General features: G+C 67.1%; 24 protein-coding genes and 1 pseudogene. 15 read left to right on the plus strand and 10 right to left on the minus strand.

Going from position 1 to position 25917, the window contains the following annotated elements; genetic code table 11:
* Nucleotides 1–8: 8 nt before the first annotated feature.
* From ileS to murJ, 3 genes are all read right to left on the minus strand, one after another.
* Nucleotides 9–2804 carry an isoleucine--tRNA ligase gene (gene ileS, locus DWG18_RS06665; RefSeq protein WP_240318645.1) on the minus strand — a complete coding sequence of 932 codons (2796 nt, stop codon included), beginning with the start codon at nucleotides 2802–2804 and terminating at the stop codon, nucleotides 9–11.
* Between the two features lie 75 nt (nucleotides 2805–2879).
* Complete coding sequence (locus DWG18_RS06670) at nucleotides 2880–3830, minus strand: bifunctional riboflavin kinase/FAD synthetase (RefSeq protein ID WP_115646481.1); 951 nt, start codon at nucleotides 3828–3830, stop codon at nucleotides 2880–2882.
* A 37-nt stretch (nucleotides 3831–3867) separates the two neighbouring features.
* The gene (murJ, locus tag DWG18_RS06675) at nucleotides 3868–5463 is read right to left on the minus strand and encodes a murein biosynthesis integral membrane protein MurJ (protein ID WP_205289430.1); all 1596 of its coding nucleotides are present in this window, start codon (nucleotides 5461–5463) and stop codon (nucleotides 3868–3870) included.
* A gap of 149 nt (nucleotides 5464–5612) precedes the next feature.
* On the opposite strand from murJ, the gene rpsT reads away from it, so the two are divergent.
* A complete protein-coding gene (rpsT, locus tag DWG18_RS06680; protein ID WP_115646483.1) occupies nucleotides 5613–5885 on the plus strand; it encodes a 30S ribosomal protein S20 in 273 nt (90 codons plus the stop codon).
* Between the two features lie 197 nt (nucleotides 5886–6082).
* Here the strand turns inward: rpsT and cgtA are convergent, their stop codons facing one another.
* The 3 genes from cgtA to rplU all read right to left on the minus strand — a co-directional run bounded on the left by cgtA (nucleotide 6083) and on the right by rplU (nucleotide 7892).
* Complete coding sequence (cgtA, locus tag DWG18_RS06685; protein WP_115648075.1) at nucleotides 6083–7174, minus strand: Obg family GTPase CgtA; 1092 nt, start codon at nucleotides 7172–7174, stop codon at nucleotides 6083–6085.
* 133 nt (nucleotides 7175–7307) lie between these two features.
* Complete coding sequence (gene rpmA, locus DWG18_RS06690) at nucleotides 7308–7559, minus strand: 50S ribosomal protein L27 (RefSeq protein ID WP_115646484.1); 252 nt, start codon at nucleotides 7557–7559, stop codon at nucleotides 7308–7310.
* Between the two features lie 12 nt (nucleotides 7560–7571).
* On the minus strand, nucleotides 7572–7892 hold the full coding sequence (gene rplU / locus DWG18_RS06695; protein ID WP_115646485.1) for a 50S ribosomal protein L21: 321 nt from the start codon (nucleotides 7890–7892) through the stop codon (nucleotides 7572–7574).
* Between the two features lie 299 nt (nucleotides 7893–8191).
* Here rplU and uvrA point away from each other — a divergent pair, with 299 nt between their 5' ends.
* The gene (uvrA, locus tag DWG18_RS06700) at nucleotides 8192–11080 is read left to right on the plus strand and encodes an excinuclease ABC subunit UvrA (protein WP_115646486.1); all 2889 of its coding nucleotides are present in this window, start codon (nucleotides 8192–8194) and stop codon (nucleotides 11078–11080) included.
* Between the two features lie 401 nt (nucleotides 11081–11481).
* Nucleotides 11482–11898 (plus strand): thioesterase family protein, encoded by a 417-nt coding sequence (locus tag DWG18_RS06705; RefSeq protein ID WP_115648076.1) that lies wholly within the window; start codon nucleotides 11482–11484, stop codon nucleotides 11896–11898.
* On the opposite strand, the gene DWG18_RS06710 is transcribed toward DWG18_RS06705, so the two are convergent.
* Entirely contained in the window at nucleotides 11895–12347 is a 453-nt protein-coding gene (locus DWG18_RS06710; RefSeq protein WP_115646487.1) for a copper chaperone PCu(A)C, read from the minus strand. The two genes, DWG18_RS06705 and DWG18_RS06710, sit on opposite strands and share 4 nt — an antisense overlap.
* 85 nt (nucleotides 12348–12432) lie before the next feature.
* Here DWG18_RS06710 and DWG18_RS06715 point away from each other — a divergent pair, with 85 nt between their 5' ends.
* A complete protein-coding gene (locus DWG18_RS06715; RefSeq protein ID WP_115646488.1) occupies nucleotides 12433–13212 on the plus strand; it encodes an enoyl-CoA hydratase/isomerase family protein in 780 nt (259 codons plus the stop codon).
* Here DWG18_RS06715 and DWG18_RS06720 read toward each other — a convergent pair whose 3' ends face one another.
* The 3 genes and pseudogenes from DWG18_RS06720 to DWG18_RS06730 form a co-directional block, all read right to left on the minus strand.
* Complete coding sequence (locus tag DWG18_RS06720; protein ID WP_115646489.1) at nucleotides 13213–14067, minus strand: sulfurtransferase; 855 nt, start codon at nucleotides 14065–14067, stop codon at nucleotides 13213–13215.
* Nucleotides 14064–14859 (minus strand): annotated as a pseudogene (locus DWG18_RS06725) (CoA pyrophosphatase). The gene DWG18_RS06720 and the pseudogene DWG18_RS06725 overlap by 4 nt, the downstream one beginning before the upstream one ends.
* A gap of 84 nt (nucleotides 14860–14943) precedes the next feature.
* Entirely contained in the window at nucleotides 14944–15636 is a 693-nt protein-coding gene (locus tag DWG18_RS06730; RefSeq protein WP_115646490.1) for an FKBP-type peptidyl-prolyl cis-trans isomerase N-terminal domain-containing protein, read from the minus strand.
* Between the two features lie 220 nt (nucleotides 15637–15856).
* Between DWG18_RS06730 and DWG18_RS06735 the strand changes: the two genes are divergently transcribed.
* The 11 genes from DWG18_RS06735 to DWG18_RS06785 all read left to right on the plus strand — a co-directional run bounded on the left by DWG18_RS06735 (nucleotide 15857) and on the right by DWG18_RS06785 (nucleotide 25914).
* Nucleotides 15857–16651 (plus strand): enoyl-CoA hydratase-related protein, encoded by a 795-nt coding sequence (locus DWG18_RS06735; protein ID WP_115646491.1) that lies wholly within the window; start codon nucleotides 15857–15859, stop codon nucleotides 16649–16651.
* Nucleotides 16652–16701: 50 nt separating this feature from the next.
* Nucleotides 16702–17019, plus strand: coding sequence for a hypothetical protein (locus DWG18_RS06740; RefSeq protein ID WP_115648077.1), 318 nt, complete (start codon nucleotides 16702–16704; stop codon nucleotides 17017–17019).
* Nucleotides 17020–17354: 335 nt separating this feature from the next.
* A complete protein-coding gene (gene nth, locus DWG18_RS06745; protein WP_115648078.1) occupies nucleotides 17355–18035 on the plus strand; it encodes an endonuclease III in 681 nt (226 codons plus the stop codon).
* A gap of 89 nt (nucleotides 18036–18124) precedes the next feature.
* Nucleotides 18125–19405, plus strand: coding sequence for an OprO/OprP family phosphate-selective porin (locus DWG18_RS06750; RefSeq protein ID WP_115646492.1), 1281 nt, complete (start codon nucleotides 18125–18127; stop codon nucleotides 19403–19405).
* A 205-nt stretch (nucleotides 19406–19610) separates the two neighbouring features.
* A complete protein-coding gene (pstS, locus tag DWG18_RS06755; RefSeq protein ID WP_162823898.1) occupies nucleotides 19611–20615 on the plus strand; it encodes a phosphate ABC transporter substrate-binding protein PstS in 1005 nt (334 codons plus the stop codon).
* A gap of 145 nt (nucleotides 20616–20760) precedes the next feature.
* Nucleotides 20761–21846 (plus strand): phosphate ABC transporter substrate-binding protein PstS, encoded by a 1086-nt coding sequence (gene pstS / locus DWG18_RS06760; protein ID WP_115646494.1) that lies wholly within the window; start codon nucleotides 20761–20763, stop codon nucleotides 21844–21846.
* Between the two features lie 96 nt (nucleotides 21847–21942).
* Entirely contained in the window at nucleotides 21943–22905 is a 963-nt protein-coding gene (gene pstC / locus DWG18_RS06765) for a phosphate ABC transporter permease subunit PstC (RefSeq protein ID WP_115646495.1), read from the plus strand.
* Complete coding sequence (pstA, locus tag DWG18_RS06770; protein WP_115646496.1) at nucleotides 22905–23753, plus strand: phosphate ABC transporter permease PstA; 849 nt, start codon at nucleotides 22905–22907, stop codon at nucleotides 23751–23753. Before pstC ends, pstA begins: the two co-directional genes overlap by 1 nt.
* Before the next feature lie 29 nt (nucleotides 23754–23782).
* Nucleotides 23783–24592: a phosphate ABC transporter ATP-binding protein PstB gene (gene pstB / locus DWG18_RS06775; RefSeq protein ID WP_115648079.1), complete on the plus strand. Its 810-nt coding sequence runs from the start codon at nucleotides 23783–23785 to the stop codon at nucleotides 24590–24592.
* 18 nt (nucleotides 24593–24610) lie between these two features.
* Complete coding sequence (phoU, locus tag DWG18_RS06780; RefSeq protein ID WP_115646497.1) at nucleotides 24611–25306, plus strand: phosphate signaling complex protein PhoU; 696 nt, start codon at nucleotides 24611–24613, stop codon at nucleotides 25304–25306.
* A 206-nt stretch (nucleotides 25307–25512) separates the two neighbouring features.
* Complete coding sequence (locus DWG18_RS06785) at nucleotides 25513–25914, plus strand: hypothetical protein (RefSeq protein ID WP_115646498.1); 402 nt, start codon at nucleotides 25513–25515, stop codon at nucleotides 25912–25914.
* Nucleotides 25915–25917 lie beyond the last annotated feature (3 nt).

Raw genomic sequence — 25917 nt, forward strand, 5'->3', positions numbered from 1 at the left:
GGCCGCGATCAGAACCAGCGGCGGGTTTCAGCGTGGCCGTCGACGTTGCCGGCGCAGCGCGCGCAGATCGTCGGGTGTGCGAGCACCGCGCCCATATCCGCACGGTAGTGCCAGCAACGCGCGCACTTGGGCTTGTCGGATTTGCGCGCAATCACGCCACCGCTGCCCTCGCCTACTGCGACGTCGCCACTGATGAACAAGAAACGCAGCTCGTCCTGCAGCTCGCGCAGCCAGCTGGCATCGTCTGGCGACGCGGCGATCGCGATCTCCGCCTCGAGTGCGGCACCGATCTCGCCGGCTGCGCGCATCGGCTCGAGCGTGCGGCTCACCTCTTCGCGCAACGCAAGCAGTCGATCGAAACGTGCGACGTCGATCGGCGCATTCGCCGGCATCGGTGCAAGCCCGTCGTACCACGTGGTGAACAGCACGTTGTCCGCGCGCGCGCCCGTTGCCGTCACGGACGGCAGGAAGCGCCACATCTCGTCGGCAGTGAACGTCAGGATCGGCGCGATCCAGCGCACGAACGCCTCGGCGATGTGATACATCGCGGTCTGCGCGGAGCGACGGCCGGCGGAGTCTTCCGGCATCGTGTAGACGCGATCCTTGGTGACGTCGAGATACAGCGAGCCGAGGTCGACGCTGCAGAAGTTCGCGAGCGACTGCACGACTTCCGCGAAGTCGTAGCGCGTATACGCGGCGGCCAGCTTCTGCTGCAGCTCGTACGCGCGATGCACGATCCACTGGTCCAGCGCGACCATGGACTCGAGCGGCTGCACATGCGTGGCCGGATCGAACCCGTCGAGGTTGGCGAGCAGGAAACGCGCCGTATTGCGCAGTCGACGGTACACATCGCCCGAACGCTTGAGGATTTCGTCGGACACCGCGATTTCGCCGCGATAGTCGGTTGACGCGATCCACAGGCGCAGCACGTCGGCGCCCATCTGGTCGATGACCTTCTGCGGCTCGACCGTGTTGCCGATCGACTTCGACATCTTCTTGCCCTGCGCATCGACGGTGAAGCCGTGCGTCAGGACCTGCTTGTAGGGCGCGGCACCATCCATCGCGACGCCGGTCAGCAGCGACGACTGGAACCAGCCGCGATGCTGGTCGGAACCTTCGAGATACAGGTCCGCCGGCTTGTGCAGGCCGTCTTCCGGACGCTGCGCGAGCACGCATTCATGCGTGACGCCGGAGTCGAACCAGACGTCGAGGATGTCGGTGACCTTCTCGTAGTCCGCGGCATCGGCGCCGAGCAGTTCCGTCCCGTCGCAGTCGTACCACGCGTCGACACCCGCGGCTTCCACGCGCGTCGCGACCTCACGCATCAGCTCCGCCGAACGCGGATGCGGCTCGTGCGTCTGGCGGTTGACGAACAAAGCGATCGGCACGCCCCAGGTGCGCTGGCGACTGATGCACCAGTCGGGGCGGCCTTCGATCATGCCGGCGATGCGCGCTTCGCCCCAGTCCGGGAACCAGCCCACGCCCTTGATCGCCTCGAGCGCATCGCGACGCAGGTTCGCCTGCTCCATCGAGATGAACCACTGCGGCGTCGCACGGAACACCACCGGCGTCTTGTGGCGCCAGCAGTGCGGATAGCTGTGCTCGACGACGTGCGCGGCGAGCAGCAGACCGTTGTCACGCACGGCATCGACGATCAGGTCGTTCGCCTTCCACAGGTGCAGGCCGGCGAGTTCGGTCGTACCGGCAGGCGGCGTGCCCGGCAGGTAACGGCCGCGCGCGTCGACCGGATTCATCTCCGCCGCGCTGTACTTGTCGATCAGGCCGTACTTCTGGCTGACGGCGAAGTCTTCCTGGCCATGGCCGGGCGCCGTATGCACGGCACCCGTGCCGTCCTCGGCCGACACGTGGTCACCGAGCAGCACGGGGATGTCGCGCGTGTAGAACGGATGCACGAGCACCGTACCTTCCAGCGGCGCACCGGTCGACGTGCCGAGTACGTGCGCGTCGTCGACGCCGTAGCGCTTCAGCGCGCGCTCGGCCAATGCGCTCGCGAGCACGAGCAGGCGTCGACCATTCGGACCGACCGGCCCTTCCACCAACGAGTACTCGAGGTCCGGACCGACGGAAACCGCCAACGACGCAGGCAGCGTCCACGGCGTGGTGGTCCAGATCGGCACGGCGACTTCGACACCCGCGTCCACTTCGACACCGAACACGCGCGCGAGCGCCTGCGGATCACGCGCGAGATACGCGACGTCGATCGCCGGCGACTTCTTGTCGGCGTATTCGATCTCCGCTTCGGCGAGCGCCGAGCCGCAGTCGAAACACCAGTGCACGGGCTTCGCGCCGCGCACGAGGTGGCCGCGTTCGACGATCTTCGCGAGCGAACGCAGCATGTCCGCTTCGTAGCGGAAATCCATCGTGCGATACGGCCTGTCCCAGTCGCCGAGCACACCGAGGCGCTTGAAGTCGCGACGCTGCAGGTCGATCTGCTCGGCGGCGTATTCGCGGCACTTCTGGCGGAACTGCGCGGCATCGAGCTTGTCGCCGACCTTCCCGAACTTCTTCTCGACCGCGACCTCGATCGGCAGGCCATGGCAGTCCCAGCCCGGCACGTACGGCGCGTCGAAGCCGTCGAGCAGGCGCGACTTCACGACGACGTCCTTCAGTACCTTGTTGACCGCGTGACCGATGTGGATCACGCCGTTCGCATAGGGCGGGCCGTCATGCAGCACGAACGATTTGTCGCGACTACCGACCTGCTCGCGGATTCGGGCATACAGGTTCTCGGACTCCCAGCGCGCGAGCGTCTGCGGCTCGCGCTTGGGCAGGTCGCCGCGCATGGGGAAGTGAGTCGCCGGCAGGTGCAGCGTGGCCTTGTACGGGTTGGCTTCGGGGGTGTCGCGGTCGGTCACGGGTCAGGCGGTCCGTCGGGTATGCGTGGGCGACAGGATTTCGCGCGCCTGGGCTGCGTCGCGATCCATCTGCGCGACCAGGGCGGGAAGTCCGTCGAACTTGAGCTCGTCGCGCAGTTTGGCGACGAATTCGATGCCGATGCGGCGGGTGTACAGGTCCGCATCGAAATCAAAGATATGGGTTTCCAGCAGCGGCTCAACTCCGCCGACGGTGGGACGCGTGCCGAGGCTGGACACCGAGGGTAGCGGCGTCGGCCCGAGGCCGTGGACGCGCGTCGCGAAAATGCCGGAAAGCGGGGGACGGCCCTGCGGCAGGCGAAGGTTCGCGGTCGGATAGCCGAGCGTGCGGCCGAGTTGCTTGCCGCGGACGACGCGGCCTTCGATGAGGTAGGAGCGACCGAGCGACTCCGCCGCGGCGTCGAACCGACCTTCCGCGAGGGCGTCGCGGATGCGGGTGCTGGAGGCGCGCGAACCCGCGGCGTCGATGGGCTCGATCGAGTGCGCGTCGAAGCCGAAATGCGCGCCGATCTCCCGCAGGACAGCGAGGTCGCCGGCGCGCGCGCGGCCAAAGCGGAAATCCGGGCCGACCCAGACCTCGCGGGCACGCAATGCGTCGGCCAGCACGCGCTCGACGAATTCAACAGGCGACATGCCGCTCAGGCGCGCGTCGAAACGCAGCAGGAGGACGGCATCTATGCCCTGCGCGTACAGCGCATCGATGCGCGAGCGCGTCGACATCAGGCGGGACGGTGCGACGTCGCGGGCGAAGAACTCGCGCGGCAAGGGATCGAACGTCACCGCCACCGAATACAGGCCGAACTCGCGTGCACGCGAAACGGCGTGGCGCACCAGCGCCTGATGCCCCAGGTGCAGGCCGTCGAATGCGCCGATGCAGACCACGCTTCCCTGCGGAATCAACACCCCGCGGTCGACGTCTCGGAACAGCCTGCTCATCCGCCGAAGTATAGCCAGCCGGGCACGTTCGCCCGGCTCAGTGTTCGCGGAAATCGCGCGGGCGGAAGCCCAGTGCGAGCAACGCGAGCAGATAAACGAGCCCGCCTGCACAGACGAGCACGATCAGGTTCACCACGCGGGCGCGTGCCGGCGCGATCGTGAATTCCGGCATCAGGTGGAGCCCAAGCCCGACGACGGCCGCCATGACGGCGCAGGCCAGGCCGACCCGGACCACGAACGACCACCAGCCCGGCTGCCGCTCGTAGACGCCGGCGCGGCGCAGCCAGAACCACAGCAGGCCGAGGTTGAGGTAGCTCGCGAGGGTACTGGCGAGTCCGAGCGCAAGATGCAGACCGGGCGTCGTCGCCAGCGCATTCAGCAGACCCGTGCTGCGCGCAGCGGGCGTCGCCCACATCGCGTACAGCACGGCGATCAGGATGGCGCTGAACACCATGTTCGCGAGAAGCGCGGCGACGCCCGCCCGGACCGGCGTCTTCGTGTCCTGTCGCGCGTAAAACGCCGGCAGCACGATCTTGAGCAGCGCGAACGACGGCAGGCCGAAGCTGAGGCCGAACACCGACATCGCGGTCATGCCGCTGTCGAACGCCTCGAAATGGCCGTGCTGGAACACCGTCGCGACCAGCGCCTTCGATAGCAGCATCAGGCCAACGGCCGCAGGCACCGAGATCAGCAGCGTGGTGCGCAGGCCCCAGTCGAACGCCTTCGAGAACCCGGCCCGATCGTCGCGGACGTGGTGCGCCGACAGCGACGGCAGGATCACCGTGCCGAGCGCGACGCCGAACACCCCGAGCGGGAGTTCGAGGAAGCGATCCGCCAGCGACAGCCACGTCTGCGAACCGACGTACAGGCGGGCCGCGACCACGGTGTCGAACAGCAGGTTGATCTGCGCGACCGACGCGCCGAACAGCGTCGGCACCATCAGCGTCATCACCTTGCGCACGCCCGGGTGGGACCAGCCCCATCGCGGCAGGACGAGCAGGTCGAGTTTGGCCAGCGCGGGCAACTGGAACAGCAGCTGGAGGATTCCGGCGAATAGCACGGCCCAGCCGAGCGCCATGATCGGCACCTCCAGATGCGGCGCCACCCAGAGGGCCGCCGCGATCATGCAGAGATTGAGGATGACCGGCGTCAGCGCCGGCATGCCGAACCGGTGGAAGGCGTTGAGCGCCCCGCCCGCCAGCGCCGTCAGCGAAACGAACAGGATGAAGGGGAAGGTCAGCCGTAGCAGGTCGATGGTGAGCTGGTACTTACCCGGCGCGATGCCCGATTCGCCGAGATTGAAAATCCAGGCCACCTGGGGTGTGAAGATCAGCCCCACCGCGGTGATCAGCATCAGGACGCCGGCCAGCGTGCCGGCGACGCGGGACGTCAGCTCCTTCAGCTCGGCGTGGGAGCGCTTTTCCTTGAACTCCGTGAACACGGGGACGAAGGCCGTCGAGAACGACCCCTCGGCGAACAGCCGGCGCATGAAGTTCGGAATCCGGAACGCGATCATGAACGCGTCCGTCGCGGCGGAAACGCCAAAGACCGAGCTGATGGTGATGTCGCGGATCAGACCGAAGACACGGCTGACCATCGTCATGCTGCTGAACGACAGCAGCCCTCGGAGCATGCGGGGCTTGCTCATGCCGCCCGCCTCCACGCCGCGTTGACGCAACCCATTGAAACCGCCATACTTTCCGGTCTAGCTGTCCCCACCTTTACCTCCCTAACGTGCTGTCTCCCGGACAGCCGCTCCATCAAGACTTCCAGGAAACCGCCGTGGCCAACATCAAGTCCGCCAAGAAGCGCGCCAAGCAGACGATCGTGCGCAACATGCGCAACGCCAGCCAGCGCTCGATGCTCCGCACCTCCGTCAAGAAGGTCCTCAAGGCCCTTCACGCCAATGACGCCGCCGGTGCCGAAGCCGCTTTTGCGCAGGCCCAGCCGCTGCTCGACCGTTTCAGCTCGCGCGGCCTGATCCACAAGAACAAGGCTGCTCGCCACAAGAGCCGCCTCAACGCCCGCATCAAGGCGCTCAAGGCTGCTGCCTGAGTCGTTTGCGGCGTGACGAAGAAACCCGGCTCCGGCCGGGTTTTTTTGTGCCACGAGCGCGCGATCGAGGTCGCGTGCATCGCTTCCGAACGGAACGCCGGATCTGACAGCGGACGGCGCCTCGGCATCGGTGGACGCCGCCGCAGCAGCCACCGATCCGCATGCGCTCCTAAGCGACATGAGAGCGCGTCGTTGCATCAGGCAGACGGCGCGGCCGCGTCCCCACCGCGCCGATGCGCATCCTCGCGCGCAGCTTCTTCAGCATCCTCGCGCTGACGATCGAAGAACGCCATGACGTCCTTCATGATCGGCCACGTGCCTTCGCGACCGATCGCGGACACGACATACGAACGATCCGTCCAGCCGAGTTCCGCGATGATCTCGCGCACGAGTTCTTCGCGCTCTTCGTCGAGCAGAAGATCCGCCTTGTTGAGCACCAGCCAGCGCGGCTTCGCAAGCAACTCCGGATCATGCCTTTCGAGCTCACGCTCGATCGCCCGCACCTGCTCGGCAGGCGTCACGCCCTCCACGCCCCCTTCCATCGGCGCGATGTCGACGAGGTGCAGCAACAGGCGCGTGCGCTGCAGATGGCGCAGGAACTGCGCGCCGAGCCCCGCTCCGTCCGCCGCGCCTTCGATCAGGCCGGGGATGTCCGCGATGACGAAGCTGCGATGCGGCTCGACGCTGACGACGCCGAGGTTCGGATAGAGCGTGGTGAACGGATAGTCCGCCACCTTCGGCGTCGCCGCGGACACGGCGCGAATGAAGGTGCTCTTGCCTGCGTTCGGGAAGCCGAGCAGGCCGACGTCGGCCAGCAGCTTCAGCTCGAGCTTGAGCACGCGCTCCTCACCCGGCAGACCCGGCAGCGCCTTGCGCGGCGCACGGTTCACCGAACTCTTGAAATGCATGTTGCCGAGGCCGCCCTTGCCACCCTGCGCGACCAGAAGGCGCTGACCGTGGCGGGTCAGGTCGCCGATGACTTCGTCGGTCTCGACATTGGTGATGACGGTGCCGACCGGCACGGTCACGACCAGGTCGTCGCCCGCCTTGCCGTACATCTGGCGGCCCATGCCGTTCTCGCCGCGCTGCGCCTTGAACATGCGCTGGTGGCGGAAGTCGACGAGCGTGTTGAGATTCTCGTCCGCGACGAGCCAGACGCTGCCGCCGTCCCCGCCATCACCGCCGTCGGGGCCGCCGAGCGGAATGAACTTTTCGCGACGGAAACCGACGCAACCGTTGCCGCCATTGCCTGCGGTGACCTGGATTTCGGCTTCGTCGACGAGCTTCATGGAGAGACCTGCGTGGCCCGGCGCGCAGCCGGCCGGGCATTGTGAACGATAGACGGGCGACGGCACGCAACGCATGGTCCCCGCAAACGAAAAGCCCCGCCGAAGCGGGGCTCGTCGCTGCGTCGGAAATCGCTTACGCGACGCTGACGGTGCGGCGCTTGGCCGGACCCTTGACCGAGAACTCGACCTTGCCGTCGACGAGCGCGAACAGCGTGTGGTCGCGGCCGAGGCCCACGCCCGGACCCGGATGGAACTGGGTGCCGCGCTGACGCACGATGATGTTGCCGGCCTCGATGGCCTGGCCGCCGAAGACCTTGACGCCGAGGTACTTCGGATTGGAGTCGCGGCCGTTGCGGGTGGAACCTACGCCCTTTTTGTGTGCCATGGCGGCTTCTCCTTACTTCTTGCTGCCACCGGCGATGCCGGTGATCTGGATTTCGGTGTAGTGCTGACGGTGGCCCATCTGCTTGCGATGGTGCTTGCGTCGACGGAACTTCACGATCTTGACCTTGTCGTGGCGGCCGTGGCCGACGACCTTGGCCTTGACCGTCGCACCCTTGAGCGCGTCGCCCAGGGTCACGCCGTCACTGCCGCCGAGCATCAGGATGTTGTCGAACGTGATCTCGCTGTCGGCTTCGACATCGAGCAGCTCGACGCGAAGCGTCTCGCCTTCCATCACGCGGTATTGCTTACCGCCGGTGACCAGTACTGCGTACATGACCAGACTTCCTCTGTAGTTATTGTTGGTCGCTGCCTGCCGTCGAGGGCAGACAGAAGCGGAATTCTAGGCGACTCAACGGGTTAGCGCAACCGACCTCCCCTGTCAGCCGCGCGAGGCCCGTCTCACCCGGCGAGACGCCGACCCGTCACGCTATCCCTGTTCAGAGAAGCGGCCGCCGCGCCCCGCTCACGTGCCAGTCAAGGCGCCGGGGCCCAAATTGTCCGGGACCGCGGCTCCCGATACGCTCCCCTGTTCGCCGTTCGACGGCGTCCCCCTGCTCCCCGAGATTTCTCCTGATGGCGATGGAATTCATCCGCGTGCGTGGCGCGCGGACGCACAACCTGAAGAACGTCGACCTCGACCTGCCCCGCGACAAGCTGATCGTCATCACCGGGCTTTCCGGCTCGGGCAAGTCCTCCCTGGCCTTCGACACGATCTACGCGGAGGGCCAGCGCCGCTACGTCGAGTCGCTGTCGGCCTACGCGCGCCAGTTCCTCTCGGTGATGGAGAAGCCTGATGTCGACCACATCGAGGGCCTGTCGCCGGCGATCTCGATCGAGCAGAAGTCCACCTCGCACAACCCGCGTTCGACGGTCGGCACGATCACCGAGATCTACGACTACCTACGCCTGCTGTTCGCGCGCGTCGGCATTCCGCATTGCCCGGACCACGGCTTCCCGCTCGAAGCGCAGACCATCAGCCAGATGGTCGACCAGGCGATCGCGCTCGACCCGGAACAACGCTATGCGTTGCTCGCGCCCGTCGTGCGTGAGCGCAAAGGCGAGCATGCGCAGATCTTCGATCAGCTGCGCGCACAGGGCTACGTGCGCGTGCGCGTCAATGGCGTGATGTACGAGATCGACGAAGTGCCGAAGCTGTCGCTACGCAGCAAGCACACGATCGAGGCGGTGATCGACCGCTTCCGTCCGCGCGAGGACCTCAAGCAGCGCCTCGCCGAATCGTTCGAAACCGCGATCAAACTGGGCGACGGCATGGCCATCGTGCAGTCGCTCGACGACGAAAAGGCTGCACCGACGCTGTTCTCCGCGAAGTACAGCTGCCCCGTCTGCGACTACTCGCTGCCCGAACTCGAGCCGCGACTGTTCTCGTTCAACTCGCCGGTGGGCGCGTGCCCGACGTGCGACGGCCTCGGCGTCAGCCAGTTCTTCGATCCGGCTCGCGTGGTCGTGCATCCTGATCTCTCGCTGTCGGCCGGCGCGGTGCGCGGTTGGGATCGTCGCAACACCTACTACTTCCAGCTGGTGCAGTCGCTCGCGCGGCACTACAGCTTCGACGTCGATGCGCCGTGGAACCAGCTGTCGGAGAAGGCGCGGCAGGCCGTGCTCTACGGCAGCGGCACGGAGGCGATCACCTTCACGTACATCAACGATTCGGGCGGGCGCTACCAGCGTCGTCATCGTTTCGAGGGCGTGATTCCGAACCTCGAGCGCCGCTATCGCGAGACCGAGTCGCAGGCGGTGCGCGAAGAGTTGTCGAAGTACATCAGCGAGCGCCCGTGCACCGACTGTGGCGGCGCGCGCCTCAACCGTGCCGCGCGCAACGTGTTCGTCGGCGAGCACAACATCGCGCACATCGTCGTGCTGCCGATCGACGCGGCGCTGCGACTGTTCAACGAGCTTGACCTGCCCGGCTGGCGCGGCGAGATCGCGACGAAGATCGTCAAGGAAATCGCCGAGCGGCTGACATTCCTGGTCGACGTCGGCCTCGACTATCTCACGCTCGAACGCAAGGCCGATACGCTGTCGGGCGGCGAAGCGCAGCGCATCCGCCTCGCGTCGCAGATCGGCGCCGGTCTCGTCGGCGTGATGTACGTGCTCGACGAGCCGTCGATCGGCCTGCACCAGCGCGACAACGAGCGCCTGCTCGGCACGCTCACGCGCCTGCGCGAACTCGGAAACACGGTCATCGTGGTCGAGCACGACGAGGATGCGATCCGCCTCGCCGACTACGTGCTCGACATCGGCCCAGGCGCGGGCGTGCACGGCGGCCAGATCGTCGCGCGCGGCACGCCGCAGGACGTGATGTCGAATCCCGCCTCGATCACCGGCCAGTTCCTCAGCGGTGCACGCAGGATCGAAATACCGGCAACGCGCCACAAGCCCGACAAGTCGATGATGTTCCGGCTCAAAGGCGCCAAGGGCAACAACCTGCGCGACGTGGACCTCGAGATTCCCGCCGGCCTGTTGACGTGCGTCACGGGCGTGTCGGGTTCGGGCAAGTCGACGCTGATCAACGACACGCTGTACGCGATCACCGCGAACCAACTCAACGGCGCGGCGATGTCACCGTCGCCCTACGAGAGCTACGAGAACATCGAGCTGTGGGACAAGGTCGTCGACATCGACCAATCGCCGATCGGCCGCACGCCGCGCAGTAATCCGGCGACGTACACCGGCCTGTTCACGCCGCTGCGCGAGTTGTTCGCGCAGGTGCCGGAGTCGCGTTCGCGCGGCTACGCACCGGGTCGCTTCAGCTTCAACGTCAAGGGCGGTCGCTGCGAGGCCTGCCAGGGCGATGGCCTGATCAAGGTCGAGATGCACTTCCTTCCGGATGTGTACGTGCCCTGCGATGTCTGCGGCGGCAAGCGCTACAACCGCGAGACGCTGGAGATCCGCTACAAGGGTTACAACATCAACGACGTGCTCGAGATGACCGTCGAAGATGCGTTGCCGCTGTTCGAGGCGATTCCGTCGATTTCGCGCAAGCTCGAAACGTTGATGGACGTCGGCCTGAGCTACATCAAGCTCGGTCAATCTGCGACGACGCTTTCGGGCGGTGAGGCGCAGCGCGTGAAGCTCTCCCGCGAACTGTCGCGTCGCGATACCGGCCGCACGCTGTACATCCTCGACGAGCCGACCACCGGCCTGCACTTCGCCGATATCGAGCAGCTGCTCGGCGTGCTGCATCGCCTGCGCGACGAAGGCAACACGGTGGTCGTCATCGAACACAACCTCGACGTCATCAAGACGGCGGACTGGGTGATCGATCTCGGCCCCGAAGGCGGCCATCGCGGCGGCACGATCCTCGGCTGCGGCACGCCCGAGCAGATCGCCGCGATGCCGCAGTCGTACACGGGCAAATTCCTTGCGCCGTTGCTGCAACGCGATCAAGCTGTCGCGCCCGCGCCGAAGCCCGGCCGCAAGCGTAAGACCGCATCGCGATGAACGACCAGCCGCCTCCGCCCTCCGACAAGAAGCCCGGCCGACGCGGGGCGCCGCGCAAGCGCCCTGCGGCGAAGCGTGCAACCAAGACGAAGGGCGCAGAGGCGACCGTCGCGACTGGCGCCGCGACGGTGACCGAAGCGGAGTCCGCGACGCGTGACGTTGCACGCGATGCGGCGACTGCCGTGGCGGACGTCTCGAACGCGCTGACGAATGGGGGCGGCGGCGCCGAGGCAACTGGCGAAACGGCCAAAAAGAACGCCGGAGCTGGCGATCGCCGCGGGCGCGCATCACGTCGCGACACTGTTCGCGATGGCGCGTTGCCGACCGCAGTAGCGGGCGCCGCAACCGACGCACCGGCTGCGCCCGCTACCGCCGACGCAGCGCCGCCCTCCGCCGCGCCGATGAAGCAGATCGACCTGCGCCCGGGCGAACTGATCCGCGTGCCGCTATCGGTGCGCTGGCGCGATCTCGACGCGTTCAACCACGTCAACAACTCGAAGTACCTCAGCTACCTCGAGGAAGCGCGCCTGCGCTGGATGCTGAGCGTTCCCGGCATGGGCATGGACGACAACGTCGCGCCGGTCGTCGCGGCATCGAACCTCAACTATCGTCGCCCCATCGAATGGCCGGGCGACGTGGTGATCGAGCTGTTCGTCGAACGCCTCGGTGGCAGCAGCATCACCATCGGCCATCGCATCGTCGATGCGAACGAGCCGCGCGCGCTCTACTGCGACGGCAACGTCGTGATGGTGTGGATCGACCGCACCACCGGGCGCTCGGCGCCGCTGCCGGACGAAGTGCGCAAAGCCTGCAGTTAAGGCGTCGCGCTGCGGACGTCGAAGTCGACGGGCAGCCTGCGCCCGTCGGCGAGCTTGAGATCGATACGCACGCGGCCTCCGGCAGCAACGTCGCCCGTCGGCGACATCAGCATGAGATGACGACCGCCTGGATGGAATTCCGCGTTCGCGCCCGGCGCGACGTCGACGCGAGCCAACGGACGCATGCGACTCATGCCGCCTTCGATGCGCGTCTCATGCATCGACACATCGCCGAAGCGCGGTGACGAGGCACCGGTCACCGCGACGGGCGCCTTGCAGCGATTCTCGAGCACGAAGAAACCCGCGCCCATCGGCATCATCGGCGTCATGCGCACCCATGCATCACGAACGATCGGCGCGCACGGCGTCGACTTCGCCGTGCCGGCGAATGTCGCGAACGGAACCAGGGCGAACAGCGCGGCGAGCGCGAGCGATGCGGAGCGGGCCATGCGCGCATTCTAGGCAGTGCGCCACGCGGCGTGGCGAGCACGGCGGCCGCCGGTTAACCTGCGGCACGGTCTTCGGAGGCGAACCATGGCACTGGTGCAGACGCAGGAACACGGCGACATCCTCGAGATCCGGCTGGCACGGCCGCCGGTGAACGCGCTGGATCCCAGCCTCTGCGGCGCCCTGCGCGATGCGGTGACGCATGCAGCCCAGCACGGTGCGCACGGCATCGCGCTGACGGGCGGACCGTCGGTGTTTTCTGCAGGCCTGGACGTTCCCTACCTCATGTCGCTGGGCGACGACCGCGCGGCACTGATACATGCGTGGGAGGCGTTCTTCGGGGCGGCGCGCGCGCTGATCGGCAGCCCGATTCCGGTGGCGGTCGGCCTCGCCGGCCATGCGCCCGCCGGCGGTTGCGTGCTTGCGCTGTGCTGCGACTACCGCGTCATGGCGCGCTCGCCGGATCCGGCCAAGCCCTTCCGCATCGGCCTCAACGAAACGCAGGTCGGTCTCGTCGCGCCGGAGGGCATCCAGCGCCTGCTGCGCCGTGTCGTCGGCGCGCATCGCGCGGAGCGCCTGCTAGTCGGCGGCCTGATGCCGACGACCGACGAAGCTCTCGCGATCGGGCTGATCGACGAGGTCGCGAGCGTCGACGACACGGCGCAGCGCGCGACCGCATGGGCGCAGGCGCTTGCAGCGCTGCCACGGCAGCCGGTGCTCGACACGCGTGCGATCGCTCGTGCCGATGCGATCGAGGCGCTGCATCCGCGCAACATCGAGCTCGAGCGCTTCGTCGCCTCGTGGTACGCGCCGGATACGCAGAACGCGCTGCGTGCCGTGCTGGAACGCCTCGGCAAGTCGCGCTGATCAGCCGCCGGTGGCGATCGGACGCGCGTCGTCCTCGATCCAGCCACTCCACGAACCCTTGAACAGCCGCGCACCGCGCAGGCCGGCGTGCTCCATCGCGAGCAGGTGGTGGCAGGCGGTGACGCCGGAGCCGCAGCTCGCGATGAGCGTGTGCGGCGCGCGGCCATCGAGCAGCGCATCGAACGCCGCACGCAGTTCCGACGCGGGGCGGAAACGGCCATCGGCAAGATTCAATGCGAAAGGCCGATTGAGCGCGCCAGGGATGTGTCCGGCCTTGCGATCGAGTGGCTCGACGTCGCCGCGATAGCGCTCGGCAGCGCGCGCGTCGAGGACCGGTTCGCCCGCGCTGAGCGCCGCTTCGACATCCGACGCATCGAGCAGTCGACCGTTGTCGAACGCACCGGCGTACGGACCGATGTCCGGGGGCGTGGCGGCCCCGCTCTCGACGTCGCCATTCGCGGCGCGCCAGGCCGACCATCCGCCGTCGAGCACGGCCACTGCATCGTGGCCCCACGTCTTCAGCATGAACCACAGCCGCGCCGCGGCGAGCGCGCCCTGCGCATCGTCGTAGACGACGACCTGATGCGCCGGCGTGATGCCGAGGCGTCCCAGCATCGCGGCGAACGCATCATCGGACGGCCATGGATGACGTCCGGCGCCCGGGTAGTGCGGGCCGGACAGATCCGTTTCCAGATCCGCGCGACGCGCACCCGGAATGTGGCCCTCCGCGAATCGTCGCGACCCCGCGCTGCGGTCGGCGAGATCGACGCGCGTATCGATGATGACCAGCGGTCGATCCTGCGCGGCGATGGCGCGCTTCAGCGCGTCCACGTCGACCAGTGTCGTCCAGCTCATCGGTGTGCCTCCAGGCGATCGTGCAGGTTGAGCAGCATCGAGGCGGTCGCGCCCCAGATGCGCTGGTCCGGATAACGGTACTCCCACACGACGCGGCTGCGGCCCTGCACTTCGAAGCGGCGCTCGACGCGATTGTCCGGATCCATCAGGTAGGCAAGCGGCACTTCGAACACGTCCGCGACTTCGGCGGGATCGGGTTGCGCGACGTAGCGCGGATCGATCAGCGCGACGACCGGCAGGACGCGGAAGCCGGTGATCGTCGCCAGCGGATCGAGGAAACCGATCGGCTCCAGTTGCGACGCAGGAATGCCGACTTCCTCGTGTGTCTCGCGCAATGCCGCCGCGATCGCATCGACATCATCGGGGTCGCAACGACCGCCGGGAAAGCTCACCTGCCCTGCGTGCTGACGCAGTGCGTCGTTGCGTCGCGTCAGCAGAACGTGCAGGCCGGCGTCGCGTGGCACTAGGCCGACGAGTACGGCCGCGTCGCGCATGGGCTGGGCGCCGAGCAGGTCATGCAGTTCAACGAGATTCCAGGCCGCACCCCGCGGCGGCGCATCCAGGGGATGCAGCGCACGCTGAAGGTGGGCGAGAACGCCATCAGTCATGCGCGCGATCGGGATCGCGGGTGGGCAACACGCAGTCCATGATGCGCAGGCGTTCGTCGTCGCCCATCATCCCCCAGCGCGCGATCTCGTCGAGCGTGCGCAGGCAGCCGGCGCACAGGCCGTCGTCGCGCATCTCGCAGATGCCGACGCACGGGCTCAGTACGGCGCGGAACGGGGAATTCATGCGGGCATTCTCTCAGACGCACGCCGCCCGGAAACGCGAACGCCGGCGCGAGGCCGGCGTTCGGAGAACCTGGACGGTCCGATCTTACTTGGAGCTGACGAGCTTGATCTCGAACACCACCGCCACGTTCGGCGGGAAGCCGGTGCGCGGGTCGGCGCCGTAGGCCTTGTCGGCCGGTAGCGTCACTTCCCACTTCGAACCGACCGGCATCTGCTGGATCACTTCGCGCATCGCCGGCATTTCGATCTGGCTGACCTTGATCGACGGGATCTTCTGCGGCGCCTGCGCCTGCTGAGGGCGGTTGCCCCACGGGAACGGACCAGCCACTTCCAGCGCAACCGTGCTCGCCATCGTCGGCTTGGCGCCGGTGCCGTTCTCGATCACGCGGTACTGCACGCCGCTCGGCAGGACCTTGATGCCCGGCTTCGCCTTGTTGGCGAGGATGAAGGCATCGCTCTTGCCCTTGTTCTCGGCCGCCGCCTTGTCCCACTCGGCCTTGGCCTTCGTGGCGAGGCGGGTCTGCATGTCCTGCAGCACCTTCTGCAGCTGGTCGACCGGCACGGCAGGCTGCTTCTTCGCATAAGCGTCCTGCAGGCCCTTGGTGATCGCCGCCAGGTCGAGCTGTTCCCCACGATCAATGAGCTCGGCCGCATCGGCGCCGGTCTTGAAGCCGAGCGCGTAGCTGAGCTTGCCCTTGTCGGACGTGATGTCCTGCGCGGACGCGGCGCCTGCAACAACAAACGCCGCAGCAGCGACGGCCATCAGACGAAACTTCATCGGGTGAAACCTCCGAAATGGGGAAAGCCGGGTGCGCTTCGCGCAGCGGCGTTGGACGACCCTGTGCCGCGTACCGGTCGACAGCCCCGAGTGGCGCGCTAGGATACTGAGGGCAGGGCTTAACCGCCACTGACACCGAACCCTCTGACCGCCTCCGGCCGCTCGAGTTCCGCGGCGCGTTCGAGGCGTGAATTTCCGCCCCTTTTCATTCAGGCCCGCCATGACCGACAGCAGCAGCGCTTCGCCGGTGACCGTCGCCGACCGCGACGCCGTCCGCATCATCACCGTCAACCGGCCGGACAAGCTCAACGCGCTCAACGCGGCGACGCTGGATGCGCTCGACGTCGCTTTTGCCGAGGCGATCGCGACGGCCTCGGTCCGCGCGATCGTGCTGACCGGCGCCGGCCCCAAGGCGTTCGTCGCGGGGGCCGACATCGCCGAGATGAACACCCTGACACCCGCGCAGGGCCGCGATTTCTCCCTGCGCGGCCAGCGCATGATGCGTCGCGTCGAGAAGAGCCCGAAGCCGGTGATCGCGATGGTCAACGGCTTCGCACTCGGCGGTGGTCTTGAACTCGCGATGTGCTGCCACCTGCGCATCGCATCGGACAGCGCGCGCGTCGGCCAGCCCGAAATCAATCTCGGCCTGATTCCGGGCTTCGGCGGCACGCAGCGCCTGCTGCGACTTGCCGGTCGTGCCGCAACGCTCGAGCTGTGCCTGCTCGGCGCACCGATCGACGCCCAGCGCGCGCGCGAACTCGGCATCGTGAATCGCGTTGTGCCCGCCGCTGAGCTCGAAGCTCAGACGATGGCCGTCGCGCAGCAGCTTGCGTCGTCCGCGCCGCTCGCGCTGCGGGGCGCGCTCGACTGCATCAACGTCGGCGGCGAATGCGGCATCGAGGAAGGCCTCGAATACGAAGCCGCGCAGTTCGGCCTGATGTTCGCGACGCAGGACATGCGCGAAGGCACGACGGCGTTCCTGGAGCGTCGCAAGCCGTCGTTTACCGGCGCGTGACCGCGGCGCCCTGCCCCGTCTGCGGATGCGGTGCGCCGTCGGCGGCGCATGTGATCGCCGGCTGCCTGCAGGGCGATGATGTGGATGGTGCGATCGAGGCCGGGTTGCTCGATGTCGAGGCCTGCGGGCTGTGCGCACCCGCGTGCACGGCGCAGTTGATCGCCATGCGGGATCAGCGTCGCACCGCGCTCGCCGCGCGTGAACGCTTCCGCGCACGCGAACGACGCCTCGCGCGTCGCGCGGCCGAGCGTGAGGCCGCGCGCAATGCGCGTCCGCCGGCCGCGGCAACGAATGCGCCGGCGCTTCCGCCTTCGGCCGCCGCAGCGCTGCAACGCGCGCTGGCGCGTGCGAAGGGTCCGACCCGATGACGCGTTCTAGCGATACCGGTCGCGGCAAGCCGGCCAGGAAGAAATCAGGCATGCCCACGAAGCGCCCGAAGTTGCGCGTCATGGGAGCTGCATCGACTGATTCGAAGCGAAAGACGGCGACAGCCCGCGCGGGCGCAAAGCCCGCGTCGGCGCGTGCCGCCACGGGCAAGACAACCGCTCGCACTTCGACGACGACGGCCAGCAAGGCCGCACCGAACGCGAAGACCTCGACATCGGCGTCGAAACGCAAGGCCGCACCCGGAGTCGCGACGAAAGCCGGAGTACGCGCTGCCCGACCACTCGGCGGAAGCGAGCGCGTCAAGCCGTCGAAGCGCATGACGCCGAAGGAGATCGACGCGCTGTTCGAGCGCTTCCGCGACGCGAACCCCGAGCCGACCACCGAACTCGAATTCTCGACACCATACGAGCTTCTCGTCGCGGTCGCACTGTCCGCGCAGATGACCGACACCGGCGTCAACATCGCGACGCGCAAGCTGTTTCCCGTCGCGAACACACCACAGGCCATCGCGAAGCTCGGCGTCGAGCGCCTGCTGCCCTACATCGCCAACATCAACTTCAACCGGACCAAGGCGGCGAATGTCGTCGCGATGGCGAAGCAGCTCGTCGAACTGCACGGCGGGCAGGTGCCGCGCGACCGCGAGGCGCTGGAAGCGCTGCCGGGCGTGGGCCGCAAGACCGCCAACGTTGTACTGAACACGGCGTTCGGCGAACACACGATGGCGGTCGATACCCACATCTTCCGCGTCTCCAACCGCACCGGCTTGGCACCGGGGCCCGACGTCCGCGCAGTCGAGGATGAATTGCTGCGCGTCGTTCCTGACCGCTACCTGCAGCACGCCCACCACTGGCTGCTGCTGCACGGCCGCTACGTCTGCACGGCCCGCGTACCCGACTGCCCGCGCTGCATCGTGCGCGATCTGTGCCACTTTCCGGACAAGACGCCGGGGGACGCTCCGCCGCTGGAGATCGCGCCGGGGCGGCCGCGCGCGAAATGACCGTCTTCGGGCAGCGGCCGCGGAACTGTCACATTTACGCAAACTTCACGCCCTAGCCTTCACGGCGTTCCTCCTTCCCAGGACCCTCCATGAAACTCTCGCGTAACACGCTCGCCCTCGCCCTGCTGGGCGTGCTCGCCGCGCCGGCCGCCCACGCCGAGGTCGCCATCGACGTCATCCACGACTCGGAAGTGTCGTTCGAAGGCCTCGTCCAGGCCGATGCCAACTGGTACAACGAAGACAAGGCGTTCCTCGGTGCCAACAGCAACGACGGCGTCGACCACGACTTCGACATGCGTCGCGCCGAACTCGTGCTCAAGGGCAAGGGCCCGGGCAATTACGACTGGGTGCTGGGCTACGACGCCAAGGCCAACAAGTGGCTCGACGTCAACGCGAAGTACAAGCTTGGCGGCGACGCCAACAAGTTCATCCAGATCGGCCAGTTCAAGATGCCGAACAGCCTGGAAGAACTGTCGTCGACCAAGAACAACGATTTCATCGCCAAGGCGTCGATCACGAACACGTTCGGCGTGTCGCGCCGCCTCGGCGGCCAGTTCAGCTATGGCGACACCAACTGGTCGGTGACCGGCGCGTATTTCGAGCGCGAGCTGACCCGCAACCTGGCGCACGGCAACGGCTACGGTCTGCGCGGCACCTGGGCGCCGATCAACGACGGTGACAACATCGTCCACCTCGGCCTGTCGTACGTCGACCTGGACACCGACACCGACACGATCCGCCTGCGCGCGCGCCCGCTCGCTGACCTCGCCGGCACGCGTCTCGTCGACACGGGTGCGACCGGCATCCGCAACTCCGATCGTGAAGCGGTGCTCGGACTCGAAGGCCTGTGGGCGCACGGCCCGTTCAAGCTGCAGGGCGAGTACATGAAGGCCAGCGTCGACCGTTACGACACGGGCTTCGCCGCGCAGCCGGGCAGCTCGTTCGATGCCGACGGTTATTACATCTCGGGCGTGTGGAACATCACGGGCGAGAAGTTCGGCTACAAGGCGGGCGTGCCGACCACGCCGCTGCCGGCCAACCCGGCGTCGGGCATGTTCCAGCTCGGCCTGCGTTACGACCACATCGATCTGGACGACGGCAGCCTGACGCCAGGCGCGACGCCGACGTCGGCGCCGACCGTGAACGGCGTGCTCGGCGGCCGTCAGAACGCGTGGACGATCGGCGCGAACTGGTACTGGCATTCGAACTTCAAGTTCATGTTGAACTACGTCAAGGTCGACAGCTCGCGTTACATCGGCAAGACCAGCGCGACGTACTCCGCTGATCCGGCGCTCAACAACAAGACGTTCAACGCCGTCGTCGACGACAATCCGGACATCATCGAAGCGCGCGTCCAGTTCTACTGGTAATCGCCGCGTCACACTCTCTCCAAGGGTCGAGTCATTGGAGGCGCAGCCATCGCTGCGCCTCCTTTTTTGTTTTCGCGGCGTGTCACGCGAATGTCATCGACGTGCAACCGCCGTGTCATCGCGTCGCGATGGAATGCCGGGAGGCGGGTCGTGCCCGTCCCTTTCCAGGAGTCCATCCGTGCTGAAGTCTTCCGTATCCCGCTCCATGCACGCGCGCGTGCTGGCGCTCTCGTTCGCAGTGGCGTGCTTCGCCGCCCAGGCTGCCGACATCACCGGCGCCGGCTCATCCTTCGTGTATCCGGCGATGTCGAAGTGGTCCTCGGACTACGCGAAGTCGACCGGTCACAAGGTCAATTACCAGTCGATCGGCTCGGGCGGCGGCATTGCCCAGGCCAAGGCCGGCACCGTCGATTTCGGCGCGACCGACATGCCGCTTAAGCCGGAAGACATCGCGTCGGCCGGTCTCGTGCAGTTCCCGATCGTCATCGGCGGCGTGGTGCCGGTGATCAACGTGCCGGGCGTTGCTTCCGGCGCGATGAAGCTCGACGGCGCGACGCTCGGCCGCATCTTCATGGGCGAGATCACGATGTGGAACGACCCTGCGATCGTGGCGCAGAACGGCGGCATCCAGCTGCCGGCGAAGAAGATCACCGTCGTGCACCGTTCGGACGGTTCGGGCACGACGTTCAACTTCGTCAACTATCTCGGCAAGGTCAGCCCTACCTGGAAGCAGAAGGTTGGCGAAGGCACGATGGTGCAGTGGCCGGTCGGCATCGGCGGCAAGGGCAATGAAGGCGTCGCGGCCTACGTCAAGCAGATTCCGGGTGGAATCGGCTACGTCGAGCTGTCGTACGCGCTGCAGAACAAGATGACGTACGCGCGCCTCAAGAACGCGGCCGGCAACTACGTGCTGCCGAGCGACGAAACCTTCGCCGAAGCCGCCAAGAGCGCGAACTGGAGCGATGCGAAGGACTTCTATCTCGTCATGACAAACGCGCCGGGCGAAAAGGCGTGGCCGATCACGGCGACGACGTTCGCGCTGATGAGCCGTAAGCCGCGCAATGCCGCGGGCGCGAAGAACTCGATCGAGTTCTTCCGCTGGGTCTACACGAGCGGCGACGCGCAGGCCCGCGCGCTCGACTACGTGCCGCTGCCCGACTCGCTGATCAAGCAGATCGAACAGTACTGGTCGATCAACGCGAAGTACTGATCGACGGCCGCTTGGCGGCCACCTGGACGGGCCCCTTCGTGGGGCCCGTTCGCATTGCGACAGCGGTGTCATGGTCGTGTAACAAAAACATCATTTCATGGCGGGGCAACGCCGCCACCCGGCGGCACGTCCTCATGGAGTCGCCATGCATCTCGCCCGCCTCGCCGGCCTTGCCGTCGCCCTGACCGTCGCCCTCGCTGCGTGCTCGGGCGGCAACAACGCGTCCACCGACAAGGCATCGACCGCCGCCACTACCGCTGCGTCCGCCCCGGGCGAGAAGAACGAAGCGACGATCACCGGCGCCGGCGCGACCTTCATCTACCCGCTGCTGTCGAAGTGGTCGGCCGAATACGCGCAGAAGAGCGGCGCGAAGATCAACTACCAGTCGATCGGCTCGGGCGGCGGCATCGCGCAGATCAAGGCCGGCACCGTCGACTTCGGTTCCAGCGACAAGCCGCTTTCGTCGGACGAACTCGCGCAGGCGGGCCTCGGCCAGTTTCCCTCGGCCGTCGGCGGCGTGGTGCCGGTCATCAACCTCCCGGGTATCGCTGCGGGTCAGCTCAAGCTCACCGGTCCGGTGCTCGCGGACATCTATCTGGGCAAGGTCACGATGTGGAATGACGCCGCGATCGCGGCGCTCAATCCGGGCGTGGCGCTTCCGGCGATCAAGATCAACGTGGTGAAGCGCTCGGATGGCTCGGGAACCACCTTCAACTTCGTCAACTACCTGTCGAAGGTGAGTCCGGAGTGGAAGACGAAGGTCGGCGAAGGTACATCGGTGAACTGGCCGACCGGCATCGGCGGCAAGGGCAACGAAGGTGTCGCCGCGTACGTGAAGCAGATCAAGGGTTCGATCGGTTACGTCGAGCTCGCCTACGCCGCCGAGAACGGCATGGCGCACGCGCAGATGCAGAACGCCGCCGGCCAGTGGGTGCAGCCGAGCATCGCGTCGTTCCAGGCCGCGGCCGCGACGGCCGACTGGAAGAACGCGAAGGACTTCAGCGTCGTGATCACCAACGCGCCCGGCGAGCAGGCGTGGCCGATCGCCGCGACGAATTTCATCCTCATGTACAAGCAGCCGAAGGATCCGGCGCGTTCGAAGGCCGCGCTCGACTTCTTCCGCTGGGCGCTGCACGACGGTGGCAAGACCGCCGAATCCCTGAACTACGTGCCGCTGCCGCCGGATGTCGTTGCGCAGGTCGAGACGTACTGGACCGCGCAGTTCAAGTGATGCATCGCGTCCGCACCCGGCGGACGACAACGACGGCGTCGCGCTTCGAGGCGACGCCGTTTCCACACGCGAGATCCGGACCAGTCTTCGGGTGACATGAGCGCAATACCCGCCCCCGCCGTCTACACAACTTCGCGCGATGCTAAGGCCGACCGCGGCTTCCGCTGGCTGGTCACGGCCGCCGGCATGTTCGTACTCGTCTCGCTCGCCGCCGCCGCGCTGTCGATGCTGTGGGGCGGTCGCGAGACGTTCCAGACGTTCGGCCTCGGCTTCTTCGCCTCGCGCGACTGGGATCCGGTCGGCCTGAAGTTCGGCGCGCTGGTGCCGATCTACGGCACGGTCGTCACCGCGCTGATCGCGATGATCATCGCCGTGCCGGTGAGCTTCGGCATCGCGATGTTCCTCACCGAGATTGCGCCGAAGTGGATGCGCGGCCTGGTCGGGACCGCGATCGAACTGCTGGCGGGCATCCCGTCGATCATCTACGGCATGTGGGGCCTGTTCGTGCTGGTGCCGTACCTGAGCGAGCACGTGTATCCGTGGATCGACGCGCACCTCGGCACGCTGCCGGTGATCGGTTCGATCTTCGCCGGCCCGCCGCTCGGCCTCGGGATGCTCACCGCGGGCCTGGTGCTGGCCATCATGATCATTCCGTTCATCGCCTCGGTGATGCGCGAGGTGTTCCTGACGGTGCCGAATCGTCTGAAGGAATCGTCGTACGCACTCGGTTCGACGCGTTGGGAAGTGGTCTGGGACGTCGTGCTGCCGTACACGCGCTCGGCCGTCATCGGCGGCATCTTCCTCGGCCTCGGCCGCGCACTCGGCGAGACCATGGCGGTGACGTTCGTGCTCGGCAATGCGCACGAGCTCACGACGTCGCTGCTGATGCCGGGCAACTCCATCGCCGCGACCATCGCCAACGAATTCGCGGAAGCCGATTCCGACCAGTACCGCTCTGCGCTGATCGCGCTCGGCTTCGTGCTGTTCCTGGTCACGTTCGTCGTGCTCGCGGTCGCGCGCCTGATGCTGCGTCGACTGTCCAAGCGGGAGGGCGCGTGATGATTTCGCTCTACGCCCGACGCCGCGCCTTCAACGTCATCGCCCAATCGCTGGCGGTCCTCGCCACGGCATTCGGCCTGTTCTGGCTGGTGTGGATCCTGTGGACCACGCTGCACAACGGCCTGTCGTCGATAAACGTCGCCCTGTTCACCGCAATGACGCCGCCCCCGGGCGAAGAAGGCGGCCTGCTAAACGCGTTCTTCGGCAGCGCGTTGATGAGCCTTCTAGGCATCGCGATGGGTGCGCCGATCGGCGTGCTCGCCGGCACCTATCTCGCCGAGTATTCGAACCGCAGCTGGGTCGGCGACACCGTGCGCTTCGTCAACGACATCCTGCTGTCGGCGCCGTCGATCGTGCTCGGCCTGTTCGTCTATACGCTGGTCGTCGCGCGCATGGGGCACTTCTCGGCACTCGCCGGCGCGATCTCGCTCGCCTTCATCGTGCTGCCGGTGGTGGTGCGCACCACGGATGAAATGCTGCGCCTCGTGCCGACGCAGATGCGCGAGGCCGCGCTGTCGCTCGGCATCCCGCAGTGGAAGGTGATCGTGCAGGTGCTGTACCGCTCGTCCCTGCCCGGCATCATCACCGGCATCCTGCTCGCGCTCGCGCGCATCTCCGGCGAAACCGCGCCGCTGCTCTTCACCGCGCTCAACAACCAGTACTGGTCGACCGACGTCACCTCGCCGATGGCGAACGTGCCGGTGGTGATCTTCCAGTACGCGATGAGCCCCTACGACGCCTGGCATTCGCTCGCATGGGCCGGCGCCTTCGTGCTCATGCTGTTCGTGCTGGCGGTGAGCCTCCTCGCGCGCGCGATCGTCGTGCGCAACCGCGTGACCCACGACTGATGAACGCTGCCCTTCCTTCGGACCTCGCGATGAACGACGCTCCCCGCTTCCACCTGGCGACCGCGCAGACTGCGTCCCCCGCGGCGACGGTGAAGCTCGCCGCCCGCGGGCTCGACTTCTATTACGACAAGTTCCACGCCGTAAAGAACGTCAACCTCGAGATTCCCGAGCGTCAGGTGACTGCGCTGATCGGACCGTCAGGTTGCGGCAAGTCGACGCTGCTGCGCGTCTTCAACCGCATCTACGCGCTCTACCCCAAGCTCACCGCGAAGGGCGAAGTGCTGCTCGACGGCGACAACATCCTCGACCCCCGCTATCCGCTCAATCGCCTGCGCAGCAAGGTCGGCATGGTGTTCCAGAAGCCCGTTCCGTTCCCGATGACGATTTTCGAGAACGTGGCGTACGGCATCCGGCACCACGAGCGCCTGTCGAAGTCCGAGATGAAGGATCGCGTCGAACAGGCGCTGCGCCAGGCCGCGTTGTGGGACGAGGTGAAGGACAAGCTCGGCCAGAGCGCGCTGGGTCTTTCCGGCGGCCAGCAGCAGCGCCTGTGCATCGCGCGCGCCGTGGCGCTGCGGCCGAGCGTGCTGCTGCTCGACGAGCCGACGTCCGCGCTCGACCCGATTTCCACCAGCCGCATCGAGCAGCTCGTCGACGACCTCAAGCGCGACTTCACCATCGTGATCGTCACCCACAACATGCAGCAGGCGGCGCGCATCTCCGACTTCACCGCCTTCATGTACCTGGGCGAGCTGGTCGAGCACGGCACCACGGAAACGATTTTCTCCAATCCCTCGAAGCAGCAGACCGAGGACTACATCACCGGTCGCTTCGGCTGATCCGACGGGGCACAACACATGCACGAACACATCCTCAAGAGCTACGACGCCGAGCAGAAGCGCCTGCTCGACGAAACCCTGCGCATGGGAGAAATGGCCGCGGCGCAGCTGGAGGCCGCACTCGACGTGGTGCAGCGTCGCGACGACAAGGCCGCCGCGCGCATCGTCGCCAACGACGAGGCCATCGACGTGCTCGAGCACGAAGTCAGCCACGACGTCATGAAGCTCGCGCTGCGTGGCCCGATGGCGCGCGACCTGCGCGAGATCCTCGCGGCGATCCGCATCGCGGCGGACATCGAGCGTATCGGCGACTACGCCGCGAACGTCGCCAAGCGCTCGATGGCGCTCAACACCGCGCCGCCGCTGCCGCACGTCGCGGGCCTGCAACTGATCGGCACGCTGGCGGTGCAGCAGGTGCGCGCGGTGATCGCCGCCTACCGCGACAACGACGTCGAGGCGGCGCAGCGCGTCCGTGCGGCCGACACCGAGATCGATGCCGCCTATACGGGCCTGTTCCGCGAACTGCTCACCTACATGATGGAAGACGCGCGCGCGATCACGCCCTGCACGCATCTGCTGTTCATGGCGAAGAACATCGAGCGCATCGGCGACCATGCCACCAACATCGCCGAGAACATCTGGTTCCTGGTGCGCGGCGAGGAAGCGCTGCCGCCCCGCGAGAAGGCGGACGAGAGCAATACCGCGACGCTCTGACCGGGGCGTCGCCTCACGGGCGGCCTGCGGGCCGCCCGTTTCGTTCGTGCGCCGGGCTGCATCCGCAGACCCCGGCGCGCCGTAAGGAAGCTCTGACGCTGGATGAACCGGCGTCCGGCGAACCGGGACCACCGGCTGCCGAACCCTCCCCGCCGCGCTAGCATCGCGGCTTCGCGCGGCAAGGCCGCCCCGATAGAGGTCCTCCCATGTCCCGTTCGCTCAAGACCCCCGCCCTCGCCGCCGTCGCCGGCTCGCTGCTGCTCGCCGGCACCGCCTTCGCGTCCACGCCGCTGTCGCAGGGCTACATGCTGTCCGCCGCCGATGCCCCCGCGAAGACCGACGCCAAGGCGGCGGAAGCCAAGTGCGGTGCCGACAAGGCGAAGGCCGGCGAAGCCAAGTGCGGCGCCGACACCGCCAAGGCCAGCGAAATGAAGTGCGGTGCCGACAAGAAGGCCGCGGAAGCCAAGTGCGGCGCCGACAAGAAGGCCGGCGCGGCCAAGCCGGACGCCGCGGCACCGAAGGCGCAGACCGTCGCCGACAAGAAGGTGGCCGACGCCAAGATGGCCGAAGGCAAGTGCGGCGAAGGCAAGTGCGGCGGCTCGATCTGATCC

Origin of the sequence: Lysobacter sp. TY2-98, assembly GCF_003367355.1 — a bacterium.
Classification (GTDB): Bacteria; Pseudomonadota; Gammaproteobacteria; order Xanthomonadales; family Xanthomonadaceae; genus Cognatilysobacter.